A 21,342-nucleotide genomic window follows, 5' to 3' on the forward strand; every position below is an offset into this window, starting at 1 on the left:
TACAATATGTCTGCTTTATTGAGAACTTTAACATATAATCATACTCTTGTTTTTTTCTATCCTTACCTTTTTATTTAACTACCTATCGTGATGTGGATTAACAGTACATTTTTCTAAGCATCTATGTAATGTATTAACCGGTTGTTTGTGTAGGTGCAAATCAATAATGGAGAAGCTCTTTAATAAAAAGGTTACAAAAACTTTAGTTAGTGTCGTTCATCTAATCATTGAGTCTCGGGAAAATTTGTAGGGAGTGCCTTATTTAGTTAAAATATTTTCAAATCGAAAACATTCGTTATTCATAGTATGATAGATTATATAGCGGGACTTAACAAGATGTTGCCGCATGTTAAGTAAACGTATTTAGATGATTTAACATATGCTCAGACGGATTTTCATTCTTAATTTTCTCGCGTTCAAATTCGAGTACAGATGGTTACCACGTGAGTAGTATCGATAGAGGAGGAACAATTTTGTGGAAAATAAATTTTCTCCTTTCGGTGATTGCGGGATTCGAATTTCGTTCGGTAATGAACTGTCTCCTGCATTAAATCGAAAATTAATGAATTTGAAAGAACGTATTGAAGCGCGAAAGATAAACGAGGTTACCGATATTATTCCTAGTTATACAACACTTTCAATTTTTTACGATGCGTTCAAAACAACGTATTCAGACATGTGCACGAAGTTAGAAAAGATACTTGCCGAAGAGAACGAGTCGGTTACGAATACCCCGCTTATCTATCATATTCCGACATGCTATGAATTCCCTTTTAACTTGGATCTTGACGATGTTGCGCGCATAAATCGGTTGTCGACAGAAGAAGTTATTTCCATTCATTCAGGAGAACAGTATTACATTTATATGCTTGGGTTTTTACCCGGCTTTCCTTATTTAGGTGGGATGGATGCACGAATTGCAACACCGCGTTTATCGTCTCCAAGGTTAAATGTACCTCCAGGTTCTGTCGGAATTGCTGGGGAACAAACTGGTATCTATCCGCTTCAATCACCAGGAGGGTGGCGAATTATCGGGAAAACGCCGCTACGACTATACGATTCTAGTAACGATCCGACTATATTACTATCGGCTGGAAATTATGTACGGTTTTATCCTGTATCTTTTCAAGAATATAACGAAATTGAGCAGGAAGTAAAAAGCGGTACATTTCGTATAAAAACAACGGTATATAAAGGTGAGACTAATGTTGCGAATTGATTTAAACTGTGATGCAGGGGAAAGCTTCGGACAATATACGCTCGGTAGTGATGCAGAGCTGTTTAAACATGTTACATCTGCGAACATTGCATGCGGGTATCATGCCGGGGATCATAATGTCATTACGCAAACGGTGAAGCTAGCGACTGAAAATAAGCTTGCTATCGGTGCACATCCTGGATTTCAAGACTTAGTTGGATTTGGACGCCGCGAAATGCAGTTATCATTAGATGAAATTTACAATTTAACAATCTATCAATTAGGTGCATTAAAAACGATTGTTGAAGTACACGGTGTAAAATTAAATCATGTGAAGCCGCATGGTGCATTATATAATCTAGCGGCGAAAAATCGTGATGTCTCATTTGCGATCGCAAAAGCGGTGAAATCTGTCGATCCAAATCTCATCCTTTACGGATTAGCAGGTAGTGAACTGTGTCAAGCGGGTAAAGAAACGGGTTTAAAAATTGCCCATGAAGTATTCGCGGACAGGACGTATCAACCTGATGGTACTTTAACGCCACGAAATGAACCGAACGCCTTAATCCACGATGCAAATGAAGCAGCACATCAAATTTTGCAAATTGTTAAACACGGGAAAGTTCGGTCAATTACTGGGAAAGAAGTGAGTATACAAGCGGACACTGTTTGTATTCATGGTGATGGTGAACATGCACCAACGTTTGCTTCAATGTTAAAGGAACAGCTTCAAAAAGAAAACATTTCAGTTACGAAAATTGGTGATGACTAATGTCAGTGCCCATTTTTACAGTTAAAAAGGCTGGTCTTTTTACGACAATTCAAGACAGTGGGAGACGAGGTTATCAATCGTTAGGTATTCCTGTCGCAGGTGTGATGGACACATTTTCCCATAGAATTTCAAATATTATCGTCGGAAATGGTCTTAACGCTGCAGTGTTAGAAGTGACTCTCGTTGGACCACATCTTTACGTTGAAAATGATGTAATTGCATCGATTTGTGGAGCGGATTTATCACCGAAAATAAACGGTTCGTCTGTTCCGATGTGGACGAGTTTGCATTTAAAAAGAGGAGATTTGTTAACGTTTGGGAAAAATGTTTCGGGAACAAGAGCGTATATCAGTGTAGCCGGAGAATTTGCGCTCCCTTTTGTTTTTGGCAGTCAATCGACGGAAACGAAAACAAAATTAGGTGGATATTTTGGACGTCCATTACAAAAAGGGGATACGTTATTTCGAAAAAGGGCGCCTTCACCTCGATTTTTTAAGCGAAGGATGCTTAAACGTGAGGACATTCCAACTTATTCGCAAAAGATGACGGTTCGACTTATTCTTGGACCACATCTTGATTTTTTTACAAACGATTCGATTCAAACGTTGCTTACCGAATCATATACGGTATCTTTTCGGTCTGATCGAATGGGATATCGCCTGGAAGGTCCGAATATCCAGCTTAAAAAGAACAAAGATCTTCGCTCCGAAGCTACGACTTTTGGAAGTATTCAAGTTCCGGCATCGGGACAACCGATTATTTTAATGGCTGATCGACAAACGACTGGCGGATATCCGATTATTGGTACGGTCATCTCGGTTGATATTCCAAAACTTGCCCAAGCAAGACCTGGTAGTGAAATTACGTTTAAACAGACAACAGTTGAAGAAGCACAAGCACAATTTCGAAAACGGGAAACGTGGTTTTATTTACTAGAAAAATTATACAAAGCTGAGTAAAACGGGGGATTAAGATGAGTGTACGCTTTATTATCGGACGATCTGGTTATGGAAAAACGTATCAATGTATACGAGACATTCGTGAGCGACTTTTAGACGATCCGCAAGGTCAACCAATTATTTATTTAGTGCCAGATCAAATGACTTTTCAATCCGAAAAAGCATTATCGAGTTCAGAAGATATTGCTGGGATTATCCGTGCCCAAGTGTTTAGCTTTTCAAGGCTAGCATGGAAAGTACTACAAGAAACGGGCGGATTAGCACGTACACATTTAACGTCAGTTGGGACGAATATGATGTTGCGTAAAATTATTGAGCATCATCGGCCACAATTGCATGCATTTCAAAGTGCTGCAGACAAAGTAGGATTTATTGATAAAACAGCGGAAATGATGGCTGAATTTAAACGGTATTGCGTCGATCCATGTACAATTTCTGTCGCGGCTGAGTCGAACCAAGCGTTGCAAGACAAGCTCCATGATTTACAACTTATTTATCGTAAGTTTGTTGAGCAATTGCATGGTCAATATGTTGATACTGAAGATTACTTAACACTATTAGCAGAAAAAATTCCATTTTCATCGTATATCGCAAATGCAGAAGTTTGGGTCGATGGTTTTCATAGTTTTACCCCGAATGAATATGTCGTTCTCGAAGCGTTAATGAGACAAGCGGAACATGTTACATTTACTTGCACGATGGAATCACCATATGAACATGATCCGAGTGAACTTGATCTATTTCATGAAAATGCGAGAAATTATCGAACCCTTATGCAAATCGCGTCTGAAAACAATATTGCAGTCGAAGAACCAATATTATTACGTACCCCTCATCGTTTTCGCGCTCACGCACTTACCTTTTTAGAGGACCAATTTGAAAAACGCCCTGCTAAATCAATACATGAAGCATCATCGCTTCAACTTTCAGTAGCTGTTAACCGTAGAGCTGAAGTGGATGCGGTTGCCCGTGAAATTATTTCCCTTGTTAGAGATAAGCGATACGCATACCGTGATATTAGCGTTATGACGCGGGACGTCAGTACATATCACAATTTAATTGAAACAATTTTTACTGATTATAATATCCCATTTTTTCTCGATGAAAAGCGACCAATGCTTCATCATCCACTCATTGAATTCATTCGGTCTATCTTTGACACGATTACAGAAAATTGGCGATACGAATCAATGTTTCGTGCAATAAAAACAGACTTTTTCATTCCTATCGATTCATTTGAAAAAGTAGATATTATGAGAACCGAGTTTGATCAACTTGAAAACGTTGTACTCAAATTCGGATTACAAGGGAAGCGCTGGAAAAATGACTTGCTTTGGGAGCAATTTATAAAAAAAAGTGATAAGTTAAAAGAAAAAGAGTTTATGAAAAAGATGTATGCGTTACGCAATCTCGTGCATGAACCGTTACTTCAATTTGAAAAAGCAATGAAAGCCGCGACAACAGGGAGAGAGATGGCAGAGGCGCTTTACAATTTTATTATCGCTCTCGAAATTCCTGAAAAACTTCACATTTTGTTAACACATGCAGAATCAGATGGGGATTTAAAGACCGCACAAGAGCATGATCAAGCATGGAAAGCGGTCATCGGCTTTCTTGATGAAATCGTTGAAATTGTAGGCGAGGAAACATTGTCCCTTGATTTATTTGCAAAACTCGTTGAATCGGGAATGGAGAGTATGAAATTTTCGCTCGTTCCACCTTCACTTGACCAAGTATTAATCGGGAGCGTAGATCGATCACGGTATACAGATGTGAAGTGCGTGTTTCTCATTGGTGTAAATGAAGGCATATTGCCGGCGAAACCAGTAGAAAATGGATTATTAACGGAAAAAGATCGAGATGTTTTGACTGAAATGGGAATTATGTTAGCACCGGCGAGCACTCGTCAACTTCTCGATGAGCAGTTTTATATTTATTTATCACTTACAACAGCGGAAGAATTATTATATATTAGCTATCCGTTAGCAGATGAAGAAGGTAAATCACTATTTCCATCACCGGTGATTGGAAGAATAAAAGAATTGTTTCCATCATTGGAAGAACAGTTATGGACGTTAGAACCTCAAAACGATGAAAATGATTTTGCTTTCATAACGACCCCGTATAAAAGTTTTTCAATTTTAACAAGTATCGTGAGAAATTGGCGCAGAGGCTATCCGATGTCTAACGTATGGTGGCACACGTATAACTGGTTCGTTACGAATGACTATGACGAAGAGCTTCAACTGTTGCAACGAAGTTTATTTTATAAAAATTATGCTGAACCACTTTCAGAAAAGACAAGCTCTGAATTATATGGCGATGTCATTCAAGTGAGCGTTTCACGCATGGAACAGTTTCAAGCATGTCCTTTTCAACAATTTGCTTCTCACGGACTTCGATTGAAGGAAAGACAGTTGTTCTCCTTTCGTGCACCAGATATCGGTCAGTTGTTTCATGACGCACTTAATTTAATTGCTGAAGATTTACGTCAGCGTAACGTTGAATGGTCGACGCTTTCCGAAAAACAATGCTATCAATTAGCTGATAATTTTGTACAATTTTTAGCCCCACGAATGCAGCATGAAATTTTGTTAAGTTCGAATCGTCATCACTATTTAACGAGAAAATTAAAACAAGTCGTCGGACGAGCTGTTTCCATTTTGGCAAAACAAGCACGTCGGAGTGGCTTTTCACCTGTTGGCGTTGAACTTGAGTTTGGAAGACAGGCTCCGCTCCCACCCGTGACATATGAGTTAGATAATGGTTTAAAGCTTGAAGTCGTCGGTCGAATTGATCGTGTTGATCAAGCGATTGGAGATGAAGGGATTTATCTTCGCGTCATCGATTATAAATCAAGCGCAAGAGATTTGAATTTATCTGAAGTTTATTACGGCATTTCTATGCAAATGCTAACGTATTTGGACGTTGTCATTACACATGCACCTACATGGATCGGACAACAAGCTACACCAGCAGGTGTCCTATATTTTCATATTCACAATCCAATGCTTCAAGTTGAGCAGTCGATCTCGAATGATCAGATCGAAGAACAATTATTTAAACAGTTTAAAATGAAAGGACTCGTACTTAACGATCGTGAAGCCCTTTCGCTTATGGATGATGAAATTACAGAGAAAAACTCCGATATCGTTCCTGCTGGTTTTAGAAAAGATGGAAAGCCAACGAAAAATTCGAAAGTGGCAACACGGGAAGACTTTGACGTCATTCGTTCCCACATTCGTCATATGACGAGAACGATCGGAACAAAGCTTACGAGTGGCATTGTCGATATTTCACCGTACCGATTGAAAAAAGAGACACCTTGCACGTTTTGTGAATATCGTTCTCTTTGTCAATTTGATCAGTCTTTAGCCGAAAACCAATTCCGATCTTTAAAGGTAGAACAAGCGGAAGACGTATTATTGAAAATGTTGGAAGAAAGGAATGTAGAACAATGAACAATCTTCCATCGAAACCGAAAGATGTTGTTTGGACAGATGAACAATGGCAAGCGATAATGACGAGAGGGCAAACGACGTTAGTTGCAGCTGCAGCTGGATCAGGGAAAACAGCTGTTCTCGTTGAGCGGATTATACAACGATTGTTATCTGAACATCATCCTGTTGACGTTGATCAGCTTCTCGTCGTCACGTTTACAGATGCCGCAGCAGCAGAAATGCGGCAAAGAATCGGTGAAGCGCTTGAAGAAGTATTAGTGACTCAGCCGGACAACTTACATTTACGTCGGCAATTGTCTTTGCTTAATCGCGCATCAATTTCAACCCTTCACGCATTTTGTAGTGACGTGGTCCGAACGTATTATTATAAAATCGGACTTGATCCGAGCTTTCGAATTTTGGATCAAACAGAAGCGGTTTTAATGCGTGAGGAAATTATCGAAGAATTGTTCGAAGAAAATTATAGTGATCCAAATAACGAAAACTTTTTTAAACTTGTTGATGCATATTCAAGTGATCGAAGCGATCTTCAACTGCAACATCTCGTTGAGAATTTATACGACTTTTCACGAAGTCATCCTTGGCCGAACGATTGGTTAGATCATGTCGTTGCTCAATATAATCTACCCGAGGAGATCGATAGCGAGGATATCCCATGGGTTATTCAGCTACGAAAAATGATTAAACAAGAGTTGTTGGAAAGTTTGACGTTGCTAGAAGAAGCCGATCGACTTATTCATTCACCAGGCGGACCTATACCGTATGCAGAAGCGGTTGTTAGCGATATACAGCAACTGAAGCACCTCATCAGCGTATCGGACGATTGGAAGCAATGGCGTGAAGCATTTCAAACGATTCAATTTCCAACATTGAAACGGATTACGAAAAAAGATAATGTTGTGACCCAATTAAAAGATAGTGTACAAAGCTTACGCAATACAGCAAAAAAGAACGTCGAATCATTACAAAAAAAGTTTTTTAGTCGCACGTTACAAGAATATATGCAAGATATGGTTGAAATTGCACCACTTATAAAAACGTTAGTCGAACTTGTAAAAACGTTTGGAGAACGATTCTATGCAGTTAAAAAAGAAAAATCAGCATTTGATTTTTCCGATTTAGAGCATAATTGTTTACAAATTTTACTCGAAGAAGGCTCAAATCCAAACAAACTCATTCCTTCTGATGCAGCTTTTGATTATAAAGACAAATTTCGAGAAGTGCTCGTTGATGAATATCAAGATACAAATTTCGTTCAAGAAACAATCATTCAACTCGTGTCGAAAGATGATAATTTGTTTATGGTTGGTGATGTAAAGCAAAGCATCTATCGTTTTCGTTTAGCAGAACCGACGCTGTTCCTCCAAAAATATAAAGACTTTACAAACAGAGGTAATGAATCAGGACTTTGCATTGATTTAGCTAAAAACTTTCGCAGTCGTGAAGAAGTGTTATATGGAACAAACTTTATTTTCAGGCAAATTATGAATGAAACAATCGGCGAACTGGATTACGATGAAGCGGCAGAGTTAAAGCACGGGTTTCCATATCCTGAAAGTAAAAACTGTGAGCTTGAATTTTTCCTCATTGATCGAGAAGGAGAAGAGGGGGATGAATTGCCAGAAGAAGTCGAAGAGGCAGCGAGAGAAGAGCTAGAAGCTCGTTTTATCGCTAACAAAATAAAACAATTGATCGGAAGAGGTACGGATGAAGCTACACTCGTATATGACACGAAGCTTAAGCGCATGCGATCTGTCACGTATCGTGACATCGTCATTTTAATGCGTTCAGTAAAAAGCTCTGCCAGCTTGGTTATGGAGGAGCTCAAAAGACAAGGAATCCCTGCTTATATTGAAATGTCAGAAGGTTATTTCGAGGCGACGGAAATTATGACGATGATGTCATTGCTTCAAATAATTGACAACCCTGATCAAGATATTCCCCTTGCCTCGGTTCTTCGTTCTCCAATTGTCGGTTTAACAGAAGAAGAACTAGCGAAAATCCGAATCGTCGATAAGAACAAAAGTTATTTTCAAGCGATGCAAGCATATATCGAAAATTATGAAGCGGACGAACTTTCCGAAAAATTACGGACGTTTTATGAGAAAGTGAAAAATTGGCGGACTTCCGCAAGACAAGGAGCATTATCAGAGTTAATTTGGCAATTGTATCGCGACACGAAATATTACGATTTTGTTGGCGGTTTGCCGGGCGGTGTTCAGCGTCAAGCGAATTTACGCGCGCTTTATGATCGAGCAAGACAATATGAAAAAACTTCATTTCGCGGTTTGTTCCGTTTCTTACGATTTATTGAAAGAATGCAAGAAAAGGGAAAAGATTTAGGAACAGCGAGAGCACTTGGTGAACAAGAAGATGTTGTGCGACTTATGACGATCCATAGTAGTAAAGGACTTGAGTTTCCGATCGTGTTTCTCGCTGGTTTGTCAAAGAAATTTTATATGAATGATTTGAATGCTAACGTACTTTTTCATAAAGATTATGGAATCGGCACAAAATATGTTGATACAGAGCGAAGAATTTCACACCCGACATTGTTGCTACATGGAATGAAGCGACAGTTACACGATGAATTGCTCGCTGAAGAAATGCGTATATTGTACGTCGGTATGACACGGGCACGGGAAAAATTATATTTAATTGGTACAGTTAATGGGATAGAAAAAGAAGTTCAAAAGTGGCAAATTCACTTGAATAATGAAGAATGGTTGCTTTCTGATCATGCGCGTCGTACGAGTAAATCATACTTAGATTGGATCGGTCCTGCATTAATTCGTCATAAACAAAGTAAACTGTTGCGTGATTTCTTCGAAGAAAAAGAAGTTCGAGCTACTTTCGTCTATTCAGATGAATCGCGTTGGAAAATCACATACCTCCATGCACGCGATTTAACGATTGAAAATGAAAGTCAAGAGATGGAAGATAAAGATAGATTAGATCGTATTAAGGCTAGTTCAGAAGTAATCATTGAGCATGAAGGAAAAGACAAGGTGTACAAACAATTAGGCTGGTCGTATAAACAACAACATTTAACCGAAATAAAAGCGAAGCAAACTGTAACTGAATTAAAAAGACAGCGGGAAGTCGTTGATGAACAGAGCGATCAAGTATATGTAAAAAGCTTTCAGCATCCCGCTGAAGAGCGACCACGATTTTTACAGAAAACGAAAATGACTGCCACAGAACGTGGGACCGCGATGCATACGTTTATGCAGCATGTATCTTTTCATGCGATGGCGCTGAATGAACTGCAAAATACACTAAGCCGACTCGTTCGAGATGAAATTTTAACTGAGGAACAAGCGAATGCGATCGATTTATCACTAATTACGGCATTGACAGAAACGGAGTTATTTCAACGAATTCGAAACGCTGAGCATATTTATCGAGAAATCCCGTTCACTTATACGATCCCAGCGTATGAACACAGTAAAGAAAAAGTAGTGATTCAAGGGGTTATCGACTTAGTATTAGAAGAAGACGATGGTCTCGTTTTAATTGATTATAAAACAGATGCAATTTCTGATCGTTTTTCTAGTGTTGAAGAAGCGTTTCCACGGTTAAGAAAACGGTATGAAGTCCAACTTAGTTTATACGCTCAAGCTATTAGCCACATTTGGAAAAAACGTGTAAAAGAAAAGTATTTATATTTCTTTGATGGCAGTCACATTCTTGAACTTTGATACTTATAGGTTAGGAAATCCCGTTTTCCTAATGAAACTTTATCTTTTGATTTGTAAGATTTGCTGCTTTTTAATTGCTGCAATTAAACGAAACTGCGACGTATAGGGTGTACGGTGCAAATCTTTACGGTGGGACGAGTAACGTTGCCACAGGACTCAAACAAAGCACCGTGAAGTGTGCTGTACTGAGAGTAAACTCAGAACATTACAAACGTGGCGTTCTTTGTCTGCATATCACAACTACCGCTTCGGTAGAATACATTCCCTTTCCGCATTCGTCGCTTGAATTTTTGAGGAATTGCCCATGAAAAGCAATGGACGGTCTCGAATTATGAAAAAACTAAAAATGTGGGTGAAACATATGCGAATTTTGCATACAGCTGATTGGCATCTCGGGAAAACACTTGAAGGGAGAAGCCGTCACGCCGAACAAGAACAATTTATTGATGAACTTTGTGAAATCGTACGTGATGAAAAGATTCATGTCATCTTAATAGCTGGCGATATTTATGATACAGTAAACCCTCCGGCTGCGTCTGAGCAACTGTTTTATGAGGCACTTTCAAGACTTGCAGACGATGGAAAGCGACAAATTGTCGTAATCTCTGGTAATCATGACAGTCCAGAACGCCTTGTAGCAGCTTCACCGCTTGCAAATAAATTCGGGATTACACTCATTGGAGCACCAGTGATGCAAGCTGCCAATTTGTCGGTTTCGGAAACAGGTGAATCGTTACGAGTGGCAGCTTTGCCTTATCCTTCGGAAGCGAGAATGAAAGAGATTTTTACGCAGTCACAAGAAGAGCATGTTCTCCAACAAGCGTACGAAGAACGTGTCCGATATTTGTTCAATCAACTAAGTCGCTCTTTTTCTATGAATAGCGTCAACGTCGTAATGAGTCACCTGTTTGTTGCGGGCGGACGTGAAACAGACTCAGAGCGTCCGATCCAAGTCGGGGGCGCTTATACTGTTTCGCCAGACGTGTTTCCTTCCTCTGCCCAATACGTTGCCCTCGGTCATCTTCATCGTCCGCAAGCAATGTTACATTCAGAATCTAGCATTCGTTATTCCGGTTCACCGCTCGCTTATAGTTTTTCCGAAGCAGGACAAGCAAAGTCGGTTACGATTATTGACGTAGAGCCAGGAGAAAAAGCAAAAATGAAAGAAGTATTTCTGAAAAGCGGAAAACCCCTTGTGACTTGGCAAGCGTCTTCAATGGTAGAAATGTTTGCATGGCTTGAAGAAGGTCGAGATCGTCATTGTTGGGTAGATGTTGAGATCGAAGTCGATGATGTTATTTCAATGGAGGATATCCAACGGATTCGCAAAGCCCATGACGGAATTGTTCATATTCGTCCTCTCTTTCGTACGAGTGATGCAACAAATGGCAATATCATACATGCAGCAAACCTTCCGATCGATCAACTATTCACAAAATTTTATGAACGACAAACGGGCGGTGCAACACCTGACGAGGAGTTAATTAAGATCTTTTTTGAACTAGTTGACGATCATGATACACCGTCGTAAGACCCTACAACGTCGACTAAAGAAAGGAGTTGAACATGATGCGCCCCATCGCATTATCGATTTCCGGTTTACATAGTTTTCGTGAGAAGCAAGTCGTTGATTTTGCAACACTTCGTGAAGTCGGCGTATTCGGTATATTTGGCCCAACAGGGAGTGGGAAATCATCAATTCTTGATGCGATGACACTTGCACTTTACGGTAAAGTTGAGAGAGCGACAAATAATACACAAGGAATTATGAATCACGCCGAAGACACGCTTTCTGTCGCGTTTACATTTGAAATTGGAAAAGGTCCTTCGAAACGCCGCTACCGAGTGGAACGAACGTATAAACGGACTGCTCAATTATCTGTGCGAACGAGCGTCTGTCGCTTAACAGAAATCGGGCATACAGACATCGTTTTGGCAGATAAAGAACGTGACGTAACAGCTAATGTACAACAAATTCTCGGCTTAACAATCGATGATTTTACGAGAGCGGTCGTGTTGCCGCAAGGTAAATTTGCGGAATTTCTATCATTGCGTGGCTCGGAACGTCGCAAAATGCTAGAACGACTATTTCATTTAGAAAAATACGGTGAACGTCTTAATCAGCGCCTAAAAGAAAAGCTTGCATCTGCTAACGTTGTTGTAAATGAAATTGTTGCAGCACAATCGGAATTAGGTGCTACGTCAGAAGAAGAGGTTGAAGCAGCAAAGTTGAAACGAAATGAAGCTGAGACACAATTTGAATTAATTGAAAAACAGTTAAGTATGCTCGAAAAAGCATATGAAAACAAAAAACAGCTCTGGAAATGGCAACTTGAAAAACAGGAAATTTTAGCAAAAAAGACCGACATAGAAAAACAACAAAATGAGATGACAGTTCTGAGCAATAGGTTGGAAAAAGCAAAAGAAGCAGAACAGTTAAAACCGTTTTTTACCGAATGGAAAAAATGGGGACAAGCTACCTCAGAATGTGAGGAAGAGTATGAACACGTAAAACATAGACTTAAAGAGATTGCCGATGAAACGGCATTAGCAAAGCATAATTATGAACAAAAGCGGAAAGAACGCGAAGAGAATTTTCCATTGCTTATCCAACAAATTGAGCGATATAAAATTGCGCAACAACTAGAAAAAGATTTTGATAGCGCGGTTAGTGAAAAAGACAAGCTGCAACGAGACTATGAAAAAATAAAGCAACAGCTTAAAAACGAGTATGAGAAGCTGAATGACTTGCTAGAAAAAACGACTAATCAAAAAAAGCAGTTAACTGAAATTGAAGAAGAAATGCAAAGAAGTACGGTCGACACGAGTGAACGCAAACGAGTTCAGCAAGCCGTGTTTGAAAAACGTCAACTTGACGAATGGATGCGAACAATTCGAGAGCTTGAAAACGAGCATATAGCGAAGCAAACAACATATGAGGAAAAACGTGCTGCCTATAATGAACAATTCAGCAGACATGAACGACATCGACAAGGTGCGTTGCCCTTATTTTATAAAATTGAATCGATTTACATGCAACTTGCAAACTTGCTCTCGATCATTCAACAGCATCGGAAAAAAACAATACGAAAAAAAGAGGATTTGCAAGTACTTATTGAAAAGGAAACATTAAATGAACTTGCAAAAGAATTGCAAGCACAACTAAAAGAGGGCGAGCCTTGTCCAGTTTGTAGATCTACAACACACCGTCATAAAATAAATGAACATAAACAAGTAAAGTCATTAGACAGCGAAAGACAAAAGTTCAATCGTTACGAAGCGATCATTTCTAACATGAACGAATGTGAAATAAAAATTTCCCATAAACTATCGAATTTGAAACAATTATCAAAAGAGATGTTTAATCAGTTAGAGGATGAACAGGTTAGTTTGCAGCAAATAGATGATGAAGTTAATGAAGAGCAGAACATGTCAATTGAAGATATGACTGCCTTTATCCATCAAAACGTTAAACGATTACAGCAAGATGTTCTTCTTGTTGATGAGCGTGTAGCGTCATATCATCAACATCTGCAAAAAAGTACTCAGCAATTGTCGATTATACAGACGGAACTTTTAGCTAGTAAACAATCATTAGATGAAATTAATGAAAAGCTAACGGATACAAAAGCAACGTACGAAAAGCATATGCACGAGTGGGAAGTTACGTATACAGACAAAGCGATTAACAATATAGAAACGGAACTAATAAACATTCAAAAGCAAGATGAAAGGTTAGCGAAAGTTACACAACAATACAATATAATGAAACAAGTCATTGATGAACGTATGCGAAAGATCGATGAACGAAGAGAAGGAATAAACAATTTAACGGTAAAAGTGAAAATTACTTCGTTCGACTTAAAAAAAGTGCACAAAGAGTTAGAACATAAACGTAATCAAATAAAAGAAATAGTCGGAGAAGAATCAGTAGAAAGATTGTTAAATATTTCCGAACAACAATTAAAAGCGCTCGAATTAGGTGAAAAAACAGCACTAGAGCAAGTTGAAATGTGTGAAAAGAAATTACAGCTATTCCAAAGCCGTGAAACGAGCACCCGTGAACGCCTAAGTCAATTAACGGAAAGGAAGGCCGAAGCAACAAAGCATTGGCAAGAGAAGTTAGCAAAATCAAGCTTCGTAAATGAAACTGAGCTTGAAGAAGCGTTAGCTGATGAAAAAGAGCGGAAAACATGGTCAAACGTATTAACAGATTTCGAGGAAAAGTGGAATGCAGTCCAATATGATTTAGAGCGGGTAAATGAGCTGATCGGCGAGAATCAAATATCAGAAAAACAATGGGAAGAAACGAAAAATGAAAGAACACGAGTGAAACAACAACATGCTGATGCATTCAAATTAAAATCTGAAGCTAATTATCATTATAAGCAAGTAGAAAAACAATATAAGCGATTTCAAGAGCTTGAGAGCGAACGGGAAAAAGCACAAACGCTTGTGACGCGATTGACGAAGCTCGAGTCTGTCTTTCGCGGAAATGCATTCGTAGAATTTATGGCGGAAGAACAGTTAATGCAAGTAACGAAAGATGCTTCAGTACGACTCGGTCGCCTCACGAATCAACGATATGCAATCGAAGTAAACTCTGAAGGTGGGTTCGTCATTCGTGATGATGCGAACGGGGGAGTGAGACGCCCTGTTTCTACGCTATCTGGAGGCGAAACTTTTTTAACATCACTCGCACTCGCACTGTCATTATCATCTCACATTCAATTGCGTGGCAAATACCCACTTGAATTCTTTTTTCTTGATGAAGGATTTGGGACACTTGATCAACAATTACTTGAAACAGTCATTACTTCTTTAGAAAAACTTCAAATGGAAAATGTATCGATCGGAATTATTAGCCACGTACCAGAACTGAAAGCACGCCTCGCCCGAAAATTGATCGTTCACGCTGCTGAACCAGCTGGAATCGGTAGCCGGATTACGATGTCATCATAAGCGGAGGGATGACGAATGATCGATACCCATATCCATCTCGATCAATATCCGCGTGAACAAATGCCGAAATTGATCGCTACTTGGCAGTTTCAAGGGATTAAGGGTGTTGTCGCAGTTGCGACAGATGTTCGTTCAAGTTATAACATTTTAGAATTAAGCGAGCAATTTTCTAATTTTGTGTTTCCGTGCATCGGTTGGCATCCTGAGCAACGGTTGCCAACTGATCAGGAGATGCTCGAGTTATTACAGTTAATAAAAAAAGAAAAAAATCGAATTGTAGGAATTGGTGAAATCGGTCTTCCGTATTATGCGCTCACACAACTTGGTGCATCTTCATTACACCGATATATTGAACTTTTCACAACCTTTGTAAAAATAGCTAAAGAATATGGGCTTCCTGTTAATCTTCATGCCGTATATGAACAGGTTGATATTGTATACGACATTCTCATACGTGAAAATGTCATAAAAGCGCAGTTTCATTGGTTAAAAGCAGACATTACCATGATTAAAAAGTTGCTTACGAAAGGATATTATGTCTCGATAACTCCGGAAGTTTGTTATCGTGAAAGGGATATTCCACTCATTTCAAACGTGCCGATGGAGCAGCTTTTAGTTGAAACTGACGGTCCTTGGAAATTTGCGGGTCCGTTTGAAGGTAGATGGACTACACCGCTCTTTATAAACGAAAGCTTGCGTAAAATCTCAAAACTAAAAAATTTAAGCTTTGAAAATGTAAAACAACAAGTATATATGAACAGTGTGATGTTATATGATCGAATAACGACAATACGAGGAGAGTGAAAAAAGTGGAACGTTTAACCGAGGAAGCAATTGAACAAGCATTGACTGAAAATAAAAACTGGAAACGACTCGATGAAAAATGGATCGAGAGAAAATATCGATTCCGTGAGTATTTGCAAGGCATTGAATTTGTTAACCGTATTGCACAACGCTCTGAAGAAGTAAATCACCATCCGCTTATTTCGATAGACTACAAGCTTATTACAGTAAAATTATCTTCTTGGAATGCGCGAGGTTTAACCGAACTTGATTTTACACTAGCGAAACAATACGATGACATGTATCATGCGATTGGTCGAGACCGAAATGAGTCTTAAAAATCAGATCCGCTGTTAACGTTTATCAATTTGATTAAAGATGGCGATGTGCAATAACATTTATGACGCTATCGAGTATTCGCGTTAAAAAATTTTGACATTCAAATTTGACGTTGAAGTTGTGCAGTCAAAGTAAAATTATCATTCAACCCGTTTTATTTTTTCAAAAAATAGATTGACACGATTTTACGCTTCGATTACAATATGTATAAAGTTGTATAATATTCATTCAACTGCCTAAGTTTGATCACAATTCAACGCCCGAATTGTCTCTCAAACTTTTACGAGCCAGTGAAATAGTATGGTGCATTCCTTAGATGCACATACTTTTTACTGGCTTTTATTTTTGAATATTTTCTGAAAAAAAGTGGGTGAAATCGTGTCTGGTCCGTTACAAGGGATTAAAGTCCTCGATTTAAGTCGTGTGCTTGCAGGTCCGTATTGTACGATGACGCTAGGGGATCTTGGAGCTGAAATTATAAAGGTTGAATTACCAGGCGGAAGCGATGATACGCGGTATTGGGGACCTCCGTTTCAAAATGATGTTAGTGCGTATTATTTATGTACGAACCGTAACAAACGAGCGATCACTGTAAATTTAAAAACGAAACAAGGGAAAGACATTATTAAAAAGCTCGTAAAACAGTCAGATGTCTTCATTCATAATTTTAAACACGAGACGATCGAAAGGCTCGGACTCAGCTATGAGAAAGTAAAAGATTGGAATGAAAGACTTATTTATTGTAGCATTACTGGTTTTGGTAATACGGGTCCGTACAATAAGTTAGCAGGATACGATTTTGTTATTCAAGCGATGAGCGGTTTGATGAGCATTACTGGAACAGAAAAATCTGGTCCTGTTAAAGTTGGAGTCGCAATTTCGGATGTATTAACGGGGATGAATGCTGCGATAAGCATACTCGCTGCTCTGAATGAAAGACACGTGTCAGGTATCGGACAAAGCATTGATCTTTCCTTGTTTGATTCACAAGTCGCTGCGCTCGTCAATGTCGCAAGCAATTATTTAATTTCGGGTAGTATACCGGGTCGATTAGGAAACGAACATCCAAACATTGTTCCGTACCAAACGTTTGAAGCGAAGGATCGCGACATTGTCATTGCAGTTGGAAATGATCATCAGTTTAAACGGTTATGTACTGTTTTAAACGAGGAAACTCTTGCAGAAGATGAATTTTTCCGAACGAATGAAAAACGACTAGAAAACCGAAAAAGCTTAGTCGCAATTTTATCAGTCTTATTTAAACAAAAGACAGCTGCTGAATGGCAAGCGTTACTAAATGAATCGGGCATTCCGTGTGGACCGATTAACGACATGAAATCACTGTTTGAAGATGAACAAATTGAAGCGAGAGATATGCTCGTTGAGGTTGAACATCCCGAAGCAGGTATCGTGCCGCTCGTCGGAAGCCCACTTAAATTTTCACGAACACCGACGACAATCCGGAGGCATCCGCCGAAAGCGGGTGAACATAATGATGAGGTGCTTCGTGAGTTAGGTTTTTCTAAAGCTGACATTGTCCGCTTTTCACAAGATGGAGTAATTTAAAAACGTTTAAATTTGGAACAATGATGCCATTGATCCAGTTTAAAAATATAGAAACTAAACTTTAGGAGGAAGAAACATGGATTTTGAATTATCAAAAGAACAACTTATGCTTCGCGATATGGTTCGCAACTTTGTTGACAAAGAAATTAATCCTTACATAAAAGAGTGGGATGAAAAAGGCGAATTTAATATGGGGATTATGAAGAGACTCGGTGAACTTGATTTGATGGGTGTCTGTATTCCAGAGGAGTATGGCGGTTCGGGTATGGATTATAATTCTCTAGCGATCGTTTGTGAGGAGCTTGAGCGTGGTGATACCGCATTCCGTACAGCCGTATCTGTACATACTGGTTTAAATAGCATGACACTTTTGCAATGGGGAAATGAAGAACAAAAACAAAAATATCTCGTGCCACAAGCGAAAGGTGAAAAAATCGGTGCGTTTGGCTTAACGGAACCGAATGCAGGTTCAGATGTAGCTGCCATGAATACGACAGCGACAAAAGAAGGCGACTATTACATTTTAAACGGTCAAAAAACATGGATTTCTCTTTGCGATGTCGCTGATCATTTCCTTGTTTTCGCTTATACAGATAAAAGCAAAAAACACCGTGGGATTTCAGCATTTATCGTTGAACGTACATGGGAAGGCTTTTCATCAAAAGCAATTAAAGGGAAACTCGGCATTCGTGCTGGGAACACGGGAGAGCTTTTCTTCGACAATGTAAAAGTACCGAAAGAAAACTTACTTGGTGAAGAAGGTGAAGGCTTTAAAATCGCGATGTCAGCGCTTGATAACGGTCGCTTCACTGTTGCTGCTGGGGCATGTGGTATCATTTCTGCTTGCCTTGAAGCGAGCGTAAAATATTGCGAAGAGCGTAAAACATTCGGCGTTGAAATCGGACAGCACCAACTTGTGAAACAAATGATTGCAAATATGGAAGCAAAACTTGTCATGAGCCGCCTTCTTGTTTATCGTGCGGGTGAACTGAAAAACCAAGGCAAGCGCAATACGAGAGAAACATCACTTGCAAAATGGCAATCTTGTAACTTCGCAAATGAGTCAGCGAATGATGCTGTCCAAATTCACGGTGCTTATGGCTATTCGAACGAATACCCTGTGGAACGACACCTACGCAATTCGAAAGCGCCTGTCATTTATGAAGGAACACGTGAAATTCATACAGTTATGCAAGCAGATTATGTACTCGGCTATCGTGAAGACAAACCACTTCGTAAAATGCTCCCTGCTTGGAAAGGGAACAACTAATGAATGTAAATGAAATATAGCATTTACCCACTGTCCTATGGTATATGTAATATAGACATAAAAGGGATGGTGGGGATTTTTTTATGATTCATACTTATTTTGTTGCGGGACATGCACGACTGCCACAAGGAATGGCAGCGAAAAGTGTGTTTGACACGTTAACGATTACAGCAGAAATTGACAAAAAATACGGTGTCATTATTGAAGCGTCATGTACGCTTGCGACGGAACATGGGCGTGACTTTATTGGAAGCTTGCTTCGAGGGTTAAGCTTACGTGATGGTGTCGATTATCCGGTGCAACTTATTGAAGAACATTATAAAGGTAAAGCAACGAATGCGCTTATCGCAGCAATCAAAGATTTACATACGAAATTTGAAGAATTGAACGCTTAGTGTACTTCCTGTCGGAAACGATGGGAAGTTTTTCTTCTTATTTTTAAATAAAATAATCGTAATAGAAGAATTCATTGGACAAGCTTGTCTTAACCTACAATTTAAACAATTACGAAATAAATATTTTTTAATAATGAAGTCATAATAGGGATGATGTATTCATCAGCTTACGAAAAGGAGTGGTTTAAAACGTGGCAAATCTATTAGGAAAAGTCGGTATCATTACTGGAGGTGCTGGTGGCATTGGGAAAGAAACAGCTTCACAATTTCTGCAAGCGGGAGCGAAAGTCGTTCTTGTTGATTTGATGGATGAACCATTGCAACTAGCAAAATCGGAACTACAATCTCAAGGAGACGTGCATACGGTCCAAGCAGACGTGTCGAAGGAAGCTGATGTTCAAAATTATGTGAAGGAGACAATTGACAAGTTTGGAACGATTGATATTTTCTTTAACAATGCTGGCATTGAAGGAAAAGTAGCTCCCATTACAGAACAATCGATTGAAGACTTTGATAAGGTGATAGCTGTTAATGTTCGTGGTGTCTTTTTAGGTTTAAAGTACGTTTTACCTATTATGATGAAACAACGAAGTGGAAGCATCATTAACACTTCATCCGTTGCGGGATTAAACGGAAGCCCTTTCGTTTCACCGTATATTGCATCGAAACACGCTGTTACTGGTTTAACAAAAACTGCAGCTCTTGAAGCCGCTAGTGCTAACGTTCGAGTGAATTCTATTCATCCTTCGCCGGTAAACACGAGAATGATGCGTTCATTAGAAGAAGGATACAATCCTGGTCAAGCTGAGGAAGCGAAAAAAGGATTTGCACAAGGAATTCCTTTAGGTCGTTACGGAGAATCGGATGATATAGCGAAGCTTGTATTATTTTTAGCCTCTGATGAAAGTTCATTTATTACTGGAGCACAATATCGAATCGACGGAGGAATGGGTGCACAATAGGGCATAATAATCCAACTTGAGAAGTGGTATTGTTTTACTTACAATACTACTTCTTTTTCGTTACAATAAAAGAAAAAGAGGGAGGCGATATGATGAAGTTTGCAACAGCACGTGTGGAAGGCGAAGAAGTGATTGGCTTCATTCAAGATAGTCAATTTATCAATTTGACGAGAGCATCAAAAGGAGATTTTCCGAAAACGATGAATGAGGCCCTTCAATTCGGAGATAAATTGATACATAAAGTGAATGAAATTTTGAAAATGGATATAACGGAAGCAACTGTACCATTAGCATCCGTCAAACTGCTCGCTCCGATCCCACGCCCCGCGAAAAATATTTTTTGCGTTGGTAAAAACTATGCAGCTCATGCGATTGAACTTGGTAGTGAAGCAGATATCCCGGAAGCACCGATGTTTTTTTCAAAAACACCAACGACCGTTATCGGACCGCATGAATCGATCCCTGCACATGAACATGTAACTGAAGCTCTTGATTATGAAGGTGAACTAGGTGTCATTATCGGAAAAAAAGGCTTTGCCATTGAAAAGGAAAAAGCGTTCGATTATGTGTTCGGCTATACGATTATAAACGATATTACAGCAAGAGACTTACAAAAGCGCCATAAACAATTTTTACTTGGAAAAAGCTTAGACGGTTCGTGCCCAATGGGTCCATACATTGTACATAAATCTGCACTTAATCATCCTCATGCGCTAAAAATTGAAACGAAAGTAAATGGTGAATTGAGACAAAGTGCAACAACTGAACAACTTATTTTTGACATTCCCGAGCTGATTTCGGTGCTTTCGCAAGGTATGACACTTGAACCTGGAGATATCATTGCAACTGGCACACCTGCAGGTGTTGGGATGGGATTTACACCACCAAAGCTACTCAAAGCAGGTGATACGATTGAAATCACAATTGAAGGGATCGGCACACTGATAAACTCAGTCAATTCTTAAGGAGGCAAT

At 39.3% G+C, this 21,342-nt stretch carries 14 protein-coding genes; all 14 read left to right on the top strand.

All coding sequences use genetic code 11. The features are described from left to right. Nucleotides 1–475: 475 nt before the first annotated feature. The 14 genes from pxpB (at nt 476) to ABU914_RS10900 (ending at nt 21,333) form a co-directional block, all read left to right on the top strand. Complete coding sequence (gene pxpB / locus ABU914_RS10835) at nt 476–1,219, top strand: 5-oxoprolinase subunit PxpB (RefSeq protein ID WP_379669747.1); 744 nt, start codon at nt 476–478, stop codon at nt 1,217–1,219. Beyond that, nucleotides 1,206–1,970, top strand: coding sequence for a LamB/YcsF family protein (locus ABU914_RS10840; RefSeq protein WP_379669748.1), 765 nt, complete (start codon nt 1,206–1,208; stop codon nt 1,968–1,970). The genes pxpB and ABU914_RS10840 overlap by 14 nt, the downstream gene beginning before the upstream one ends. Beyond that, entirely contained in the window at nt 1,970–2,929 is a 960-nt protein-coding gene (locus tag ABU914_RS10845) for a 5-oxoprolinase subunit C family protein (protein ID WP_379669749.1), read from the top strand. The genes ABU914_RS10840 and ABU914_RS10845 overlap by 1 nt, the downstream gene beginning before the upstream one ends. Before the next feature lie 14 nt (nt 2,930–2,943). Continuing rightward, nucleotides 2,944–6,390 carry a helicase-exonuclease AddAB subunit AddB gene (addB, locus tag ABU914_RS10850; protein WP_379669750.1) on the top strand — a complete coding sequence of 1,149 codons (3,447 nt, stop codon included), beginning with the start codon at nt 2,944–2,946 and terminating at the stop codon, nt 6,388–6,390. Continuing rightward, a complete protein-coding gene (gene addA / locus ABU914_RS10855) occupies nt 6,387–10,091 on the top strand; it encodes a helicase-exonuclease AddAB subunit AddA (RefSeq protein WP_379669751.1) in 3,705 nt (1,234 codons plus the stop codon). The genes addB and addA overlap by 4 nt, the downstream gene beginning before the upstream one ends. A gap of 361 nt (nt 10,092–10,452) precedes the next feature. After that, nucleotides 10,453–11,622, top strand: coding sequence for an exonuclease SbcCD subunit D (locus ABU914_RS10860; RefSeq protein WP_379669770.1), 1,170 nt, complete (start codon nt 10,453–10,455; stop codon nt 11,620–11,622). Nucleotides 11,623–11,660: 38 nt separating this feature from the next. Continuing rightward, on the top strand, nt 11,661–15,053 hold the full coding sequence (locus ABU914_RS10865; protein ID WP_483880151.1) for an AAA family ATPase: 3,393 nt from the start codon (nt 11,661–11,663) through the stop codon (nt 15,051–15,053). Nucleotides 15,054–15,068: 15 nt separating this feature from the next. After that, nucleotides 15,069–15,857: a TatD family hydrolase gene (locus ABU914_RS10870; RefSeq protein WP_379669753.1), complete on the top strand. Its 789-nt coding sequence runs from the start codon at nt 15,069–15,071 to the stop codon at nt 15,855–15,857. Nucleotides 15,858–15,862: 5 nt separating this feature from the next. Next, nucleotides 15,863–16,174 carry a 4a-hydroxytetrahydrobiopterin dehydratase gene (locus ABU914_RS10875; protein WP_379669754.1) on the top strand — a complete coding sequence of 104 codons (312 nt, stop codon included), beginning with the start codon at nt 15,863–15,865 and terminating at the stop codon, nt 16,172–16,174. A 379-nt stretch (nt 16,175–16,553) separates the two neighbouring features. Then, on the top strand, nt 16,554–17,741 hold the full coding sequence (locus ABU914_RS10880; protein WP_379669755.1) for a CaiB/BaiF CoA transferase family protein: 1,188 nt from the start codon (nt 16,554–16,556) through the stop codon (nt 17,739–17,741). Between the two features lie 76 nt (nt 17,742–17,817). Continuing rightward, complete coding sequence (locus ABU914_RS10885) at nt 17,818–19,011, top strand: acyl-CoA dehydrogenase family protein (RefSeq protein WP_379669756.1); 1,194 nt, start codon at nt 17,818–17,820, stop codon at nt 19,009–19,011. Nucleotides 19,012–19,094: 83 nt separating this feature from the next. Further along, entirely contained in the window at nt 19,095–19,406 is a 312-nt protein-coding gene (locus ABU914_RS10890; RefSeq protein ID WP_379669757.1) for a DUF3870 domain-containing protein, read from the top strand. A gap of 191 nt (nt 19,407–19,597) precedes the next feature. Further along, the gene (locus ABU914_RS10895) at nt 19,598–20,368 is read left to right on the top strand and encodes an SDR family NAD(P)-dependent oxidoreductase (protein ID WP_379669758.1); all 771 of its coding nucleotides are present in this window, start codon (nt 19,598–19,600) and stop codon (nt 20,366–20,368) included. Nucleotides 20,369–20,460: 92 nt separating this feature from the next. Next, nucleotides 20,461–21,333, top strand: coding sequence for a fumarylacetoacetate hydrolase family protein (locus ABU914_RS10900; RefSeq protein WP_379669759.1), 873 nt, complete (start codon nt 20,461–20,463; stop codon nt 21,331–21,333). Nucleotides 21,334–21,342 lie beyond the last annotated feature (9 nt).

This window comes from Pueribacillus sp. YX66, assembly GCF_041725775.1.
In the GTDB taxonomy this organism is placed as follows: Bacteria; Bacillota; Bacilli; order Bacillales; family UBA6769; genus Pueribacillus.